Here is a 6,007-nt window from a genome sequence, read left to right as displayed (position 1 = left end):
GTCGCCGACCGCGCCGATCGCCCGCTCCCGGATCAGCCGGGCCGCCTGCGCCCAGTCGCCGCCCGACCGCCACGTCTCGGCGAGCAGCAGCCGCGCGAACGGCTCGTGCTCGCCGATGAACACCAGCTCCGCCCGGACGACCGCGGACAGCGCGTCGAGCGGCGCGAGGCCGTCGGCCGCGTTCCGCAGCGCCGCCCCGAACCGCTCGACGCCGAACTCCAGCAGCGCCGTGAACAGCGCGTTCTTGCTGCCGAAGTTGTAGTAGACGGTCCCCTTGGCGACCCCGGCGCGCTCGGCGATCCGGTCCACCGAGGCGGCCGCGAACCCGCGCTCGGCGATCAGCTCGATCGCCGCGTCGAACAGCCTCTCCCGCGTCGGCGTCCGCGTCACGTCTTCCTCCGGTCAGAGCTTCAGGACGGGGTGCAGCCGCTTCATCGTCCACACCCGGTTGCCGCGGACGGCGAGGGCCGTCAGGGCGAGCGCGCCGGCCAGGAAGGCCGCCAGCACTCCCGTACCCTGCCACACCGGCGACAGCTCGCCGCCGCTGATCAGCCGCCGGACCCCGTCCACCACCCACGACATGGGCAGGAACGGCCGGATCGCCTGGAAGAACGACGGGCTGGTCTCGATCGGGTAGGTGCCCGCCGCCGAGGTGAGCTGGAGCATCAGCAGCGCCAGGGCGATCACCCGTCCGACCGGGCCGAACTTCACGTTCACCCACTGGATCACCGCGAGGAACGTCGCGGACGCCAGCGCCAGGAACGCGATCAGTCCCGGCCACCGCTCGGCGTGCAGGCCGAGCGCGGGCGCCCAGCGCAGCACCGCCAGCACGACCAGCACCTGCGCGACGCCGACCGCGGCGGCGGGCAGCCAGCCCGCGAGCGCGACCCGCCAGGCGGGCGCGGTCCCGGCGGCGGCGCGCGGGTTCACCGGCCGCAGCAGCATGTAGACGATCATGCCGCCGACCCACAGCGACAGCGGGACGAAGAACGGCGCGAACCCGGTGCCGTAGTTCGGCACGGCGTTCTCGGTGGTGCTGGCCAGCTTGACCGGGCTGCTCATCATGTCCGCGCGGGAGTTCCGCTCGTCCGAGCCGTAGTCCGGGACCTGGCCCGCGCCCTCGCCGAGCTTGTCCGACAGCTCCCCGCCGCCCTGCGCGGCCTTGGCGTTGCCGTCGCTGATCTGGCCGAGCGCCGTCTCCAGCGTCACCGCGCCGCCCGAGAGCCGCCCGATCCCGGACGTGAGCTGCGTCGAGCCGTTCAGCAGTCTGCCCGAGCCGGTCGACAGCTCCGCCGAGCCGGAGGCGAGCCGCTGCGCGCCCGAGTTGAGCTTGTCGACGTTCGCGCGGGCGGCCTCGACCTTCCCGGCGAGCGCCGGCGCGTCCTTGGCGATCTTCTGCGCGGCGGCCTTGACCTGCTGCGCGTTCGCGGCGAGCCGCTTGAGGTCGGCGTTGTGCGTCCGGATGAAGGTGTTCACCTGGCGCGCGACGTCGGTCACCCGCTCCGCCGAGGCGGTGAGCTGCCGCCGGACGTCCGCCGGGATCTCCGGGTGCGCCGCCAGGTACCGCTTCAGGTCCGCCTGCGCCGCCTCGGCGCGGCGGAGCGCGTCGGCGCTCTGCGCCGGGAGCTCGCCCGCCCCCGCCGACAGCGCGTCCGCGCCCCGGGCGACGAGCAGCGCCCCGTCCCGGATCTCCGGCGCGTGCTCCCGCAGCAGCGGGACGATCGTGTCGGCCGCGTTGCCCACGGCCGTGTCGAGCCGCTGGACGCCCGCCGCGAGCTGCTTGTTGCCCGCCGCGACCTGGTCCGCGCCCTGCTGGAGCGTCCCCAGCCCGTCGGTGATCTGCCGCGACGCGCCCTGGGCCTTGTCGATGCCCTGCTTGAGCTTGCCCGCGCCCGCCTCGACCTTCCCGCCGGCCTCGGCGAGCTTCCGGTTGCCGTCGGCCAGCTCGCCCGCGCCCTTGGCGGCCTTCTCCAGCTGGCCGTGCAGGGTGCCGAACGAGACGAAGATCTGGTCGAAGTAGCCCTTGGCCGCGCTGTCGCCCGCCGCCGCGCTGATCTCCTTGAACGCGGCCTGCGCGAGCGTCCCGACGACGTAGTTGTTCGAGTCGTTGATCCGGACCTTGAGGTCGGCGGGCGTCGGCGGGGTCTTCCCGGACGCCCCGGCGATCCGCTCGCTGAAGTCCGCCGGGATCGTCAGCGACATGTAGTACTTCCCGTCGCGGACGCCCTTCTCGGCCGCCGTGCCGTCCACGGTCTTCCAGTCGAAGACCTGCCGCTTCTTGAGCTGGTCGGCCAGGTCGTGCCCGGCGTCCACGGTCTTGCCCTCCGCCTTGGCGGGCCTGTCGTCCACGACCAGCGCGACGGGCAGGTTGTGCAGGCGGCCGTACGGGTCCCAGAACGACCACAGGTACAGCCCGGCGTAGAGCAGCGGCAGCAGCACCATCCCGACCAGCGCGACCATCGTCAGCGGGTGCCTGCGGAAACGGCGCAGCTCCAGTTCGCCCGTCGAGAGCGAGGGCAGTCTCATCGGGGGTTCTCCAAAGCCAGATCGAGCGCCAGGCCCCGCGCGGGGGCGGGGTCCTGGCAGGACGCGACGACGGTGACGCCGGAGTCGGCGATGGCGCGCAGCCGCTCCCAGAGGGCGCGCTGCCGGTCGAGGGGCAGGCCCTCGTCCACGTCGTCGAGGAGCAGGAGGCCGGGACGGCCGACCAGGGCGCACGCGGCGCCGAGGAGCTGGGCCTCCTCGGGAGCGAGGTCGGCGGCGGACAGTGAGGTGTCGAGGTCGCCGAGGCCGACGCGTTCCAGCGCGTGCCGGATCCGCTGGGCCCGGCCGCGCCACCGCCCGAACAGCCCCTCGTGCAGGTCGAGGGCCTCGCCGAGGTGCTCGCGGACGGTCAGCGCCGGGTCCAGCTCGTTCACGCCGGGCACGACGCCGAGCGCCGAGATCCGCTGGACGGACCGCAGCTCGCCGGGGAGCCCGAACGGGCCGACCTTCGCGGTGCCGCCGGACGGCTTCATCCGGCCGCCGAGCGTGAGGAGCAGGGCCGTGCGGCCCGTCCCGCCCGCGCCGCTGACCGCGAGCAGACCGCCGGCGGGGACGTCGAAGGAGGCGGGGGCGTAGACCATTCCGCGCTTGCCGCGCAGGCACAGGCCGTCGGCCGTGACCTGGACCGGGGCGCCGGCGGTCCGCCCGCGCCGCGCGCGCCTGCCCCCCTCGGAAGCGCGCGCGGGCGCGGGCCCGGTCGTGGCCGTCGGTACGGCCGGTCCGGCGACGGAGGTGCAGTTCCCCCCGGACGCACCCTCCGCCGCCGGAGTCCTGGAGTGCTCGTCGTCCGCCATCCGGAGATCCCTCGCAGCCTTTGAACTGACCGGTCAGTACAAAAGCCTACGCGGGCCGGCGGACGGACGATCCGCTGCGACGGGTGAGCTTCACCACCCGTCCCTCTGGCCGCCGCCGCGACGCCCTGGAAGGATCAGCGCGGGAGGTGCGCGAGGTGGAACCCCTGCGACCGGGCGATCCGGCCGAGATCGGCGGCTACCCCGTGCTGGCCCGTCTGGGCGCGGGCGGCATGGGCCAGGTCTACCTCGGCATCACCGCAGGTAAACGTCATGTGGCCCTCAAAATGATCCACGAGGGCCTGGACGCCCCCGACGCCCTCGCCCGGTTCCGCCGCGAGGTCGCCACCGCCGAGCGCGTCCGCAGCCGCTACGCCGCCTCCATGGTCGCCGCCGGACTGGCCGTCCCGCCGTACTGGCTCGCGACCGAGCACGTCCCCGGCCCGACCCTGCGGCAGGCCGTCGAACGGCACGGCCCGCTGCCCCCGCGCCTGTGCCTCTCCCTCCTCGCCGCCCTCACCCGCGGCCTCGCCGAGATCCACGGCCAGGGCGTCCAGCACCGCGACCTCAAACCGGGCAACGTCATCCTCGCCCCGGACGGCCCGCGCCTCATCGACTTCGGCATCGCGCGCGGCTCCGACCAGACCCAGATCACCCGCACCGGCGCGTGGGCGGGCACCCCCGGCTACGTCGCCCCCGAGGTGATCCGGGAGCAGGGCCAGACCTTCGCCGCCGACGTCTTCTCCCTGGCCGGGACCGTCGCCTACGCCGCCACGGGCCGCCCGCCGTTCGGCGGCGGCCCGGTCGAGGCCCTCCTGCACCGCACCCTCACCGGCGACATCGACGTCGCGGGCGTGGAGCCCCGGCTCGCCGCCCTGGTCCGGATGTGCGCCGAGAAGGACCCGTCCCGCCGCGTCCCGCTGGGCCGCCTCCTCGAACTGACCGCCGACGCCGTTCCACCCGCCGCCGACCCCGCCTACCGCGCCGTCGTCGGCACCGGCGACCGCCTGCCGCGCGACCGCGCCGAGGCCGTCACCATGGGCCTCGCCCCGGAGCCGCCCCGCCGCACCCGCCTGCTCCTTCCCGCGCTCGCGGCCGGTGGAGTCGGCGTCGTGGCCGTCGCGGTGGCGCTGGCCGTCCAGTACGCGCCGTCCGGGAACCGGAACAACGGCGGCGGTCCGGCGAACCAGGCGGGCGCGCACTCGTCCACCCCGTCCGGCGCGAACGGCTCCGGCACCCCGCCCGCGACGACCCCGTCCGCGACGACCCCGGCCAACGGCGTCCCGCCGGACGACATCGTCGTCCAGCCGCTCGACGAGCACTTCCAGAACGTGAAGTGGACGGGCCCGTTCACCCCGTGCACGCCCAATTCGCGGACCGAGCCCGGCGCCCCCGACGGCCTCCAGACCAGCGCCCCGCGCTCGACGTCGGAGGTCCAGGCCGGAGGGACGACGACCCTGTCCGCCCGGTTCAAATACGAACGGCCGTCCCCGTACTACGTCGCGGCCCAGGTCCGCCAGCCCGAGTCCCTGGTGGGCAGCGACTCCAGCGGCGTCGTGACCAGCAAGCCGAAGCTCCTGCCCACCGACGGCACCTACGCCGACTTCACCTTCCCCGCCGATTTCAAGCGGAAGAACCCGGCGGAACTGGTCAAGGGCAAGTACACCGTCATGTGGCTGCACGTCCGCCCCAACGGCGACGCCTACTACCTCGGCTGCGACGGCTTCGAGGTCAGGTGACGGCGTGGGTCAGGTGACGGCGTGGGTCGGGTGACGGCGGGGGTCAGGTGACGGCGATGAGGGCGCTGCCGTGGCCGAACAACCCCTGGTTGACGGCCATGGCCGCTCTCGGGTTCTCGACCTGGCGGCCTTCGGCCCGGCCCCGGAGCTGCCAGGTGAGTTCGCAGACCTGGGCTATGGCCTGGGCGGGGATGGCCTCGCCGAAGCAGGCCAGGCCGCCGGACGGGTTGACCGGGACGCGGCCGCCCAGCGCCGTCGCGCCGGAGCGCAGCAGCGACTCGGCCTCGCCCTCGGCGCAGAGGCCGATGTCCTCGCACCAGTCGAGTTCGAGGGCCGTGGACAGGTCGTAGACCTCGGCGAACGACAGGTCGGACGGGCCGAGGCCGGCCTCCTCGTAGGCGGCGTGGGCGAGCGCGGCGCGGAAGGGGCGGTCCGGCGGCGGGACGGTCATGGCCGAGTCGGTCGCGAAGTCCGGCAGGTCCAGGACGGTCTTGGGGAACGTCGGGGTGACCGTGGACAGGCCCGCGACGCGGACGGGGTTCGCGACGCCCCGGCGGCGGGCGTAGTCGGCCGAGGCGAGGACGAGGGCCGCGCCGCCGTCGCTGGTGGCGCAGATGTCGAGCAGGCGCAGCGGGTCGGCGACCACGGCGGACGCGCGGACGTCCTCCACCGTGACCTCCTTGCGGTACCGGGCGTTCGGGTTGGCGAGGCCGTGCCGGGCGTTCTTGACCTTCACGGCGGCGAAGTCGTCGGCGGACGCGCCGTACAGGGCCATGCGGCGGCGGGCGGCGAGGGCGAAGTAGGTCGGGTTGGACGCGCCGAGCAGCCGGAAGCGCAGCCAGTCCGGGTCGTCCGGGCGGTCGCCGCCGACGGGCTTGAAGAAGCCCTTCGGGGTGGTGTCGGCGCCGACGACGAGGGCGACGTCGGCGAGGC

General features: G+C 74.7%; 5 protein-coding genes. 1 reads left to right on the top strand and 4 read right to left on the bottom strand.

Annotated elements, in window-relative coordinates; genetic code table 11:
* The 3 genes from AB0J52_RS23800 to AB0J52_RS23790 all read right to left on the bottom strand — a co-directional run.
* On the bottom strand, positions 1–390 hold a 390-nt coding region (locus AB0J52_RS23800; RefSeq protein ID WP_500184245.1), incomplete at its 3' end, for a TetR/AcrR family transcriptional regulator.
* Between the two features lie 12 nt (positions 391–402).
* Positions 403–2,526, bottom strand: a complete 2,124-nt coding sequence (locus tag AB0J52_RS23795) for a YhgE/Pip family protein (RefSeq protein WP_500184244.1) — start codon at positions 2,524–2,526, stop codon at positions 403–405.
* On the bottom strand, positions 2,523–3,338 hold the full coding sequence (locus tag AB0J52_RS23790) for an ATP-binding cassette domain-containing protein (RefSeq protein ID WP_500184242.1): 816 nt from the start codon (positions 3,336–3,338) through the stop codon (positions 2,523–2,525). The genes AB0J52_RS23795 and AB0J52_RS23790 overlap by 4 nt, the downstream gene beginning before the upstream one ends.
* 155 nt (positions 3,339–3,493) lie before the next feature.
* On the opposite strand from AB0J52_RS23790, the gene AB0J52_RS23785 reads away from it, so the two are divergent.
* Positions 3,494–5,074 (top strand): serine/threonine protein kinase, encoded by a 1,581-nt coding sequence (locus tag AB0J52_RS23785; protein ID WP_500184240.1) that lies wholly within the window; start codon positions 3,494–3,496, stop codon positions 5,072–5,074.
* 43 nt (positions 5,075–5,117) lie between these two features.
* Here AB0J52_RS23785 and AB0J52_RS23780 read toward each other — a convergent pair.
* A partial coding sequence (locus tag AB0J52_RS23780) for a lipid-transfer protein (protein WP_500184239.1) occupies positions 5,118–6,007 on the bottom strand: 890 nt, incomplete at its 5' end.

The organism is Spirillospora sp. NPDC049652 (assembly GCF_040675125.1).
In the GTDB taxonomy this organism is placed as follows: domain Bacteria; phylum Actinomycetota; class Actinomycetes; order Streptosporangiales; family Streptosporangiaceae; genus Spirillospora.
Note: the sequence above shows the minus strand (reverse complement) of the source record. Positions and strands in the feature narration are given on the sequence as shown.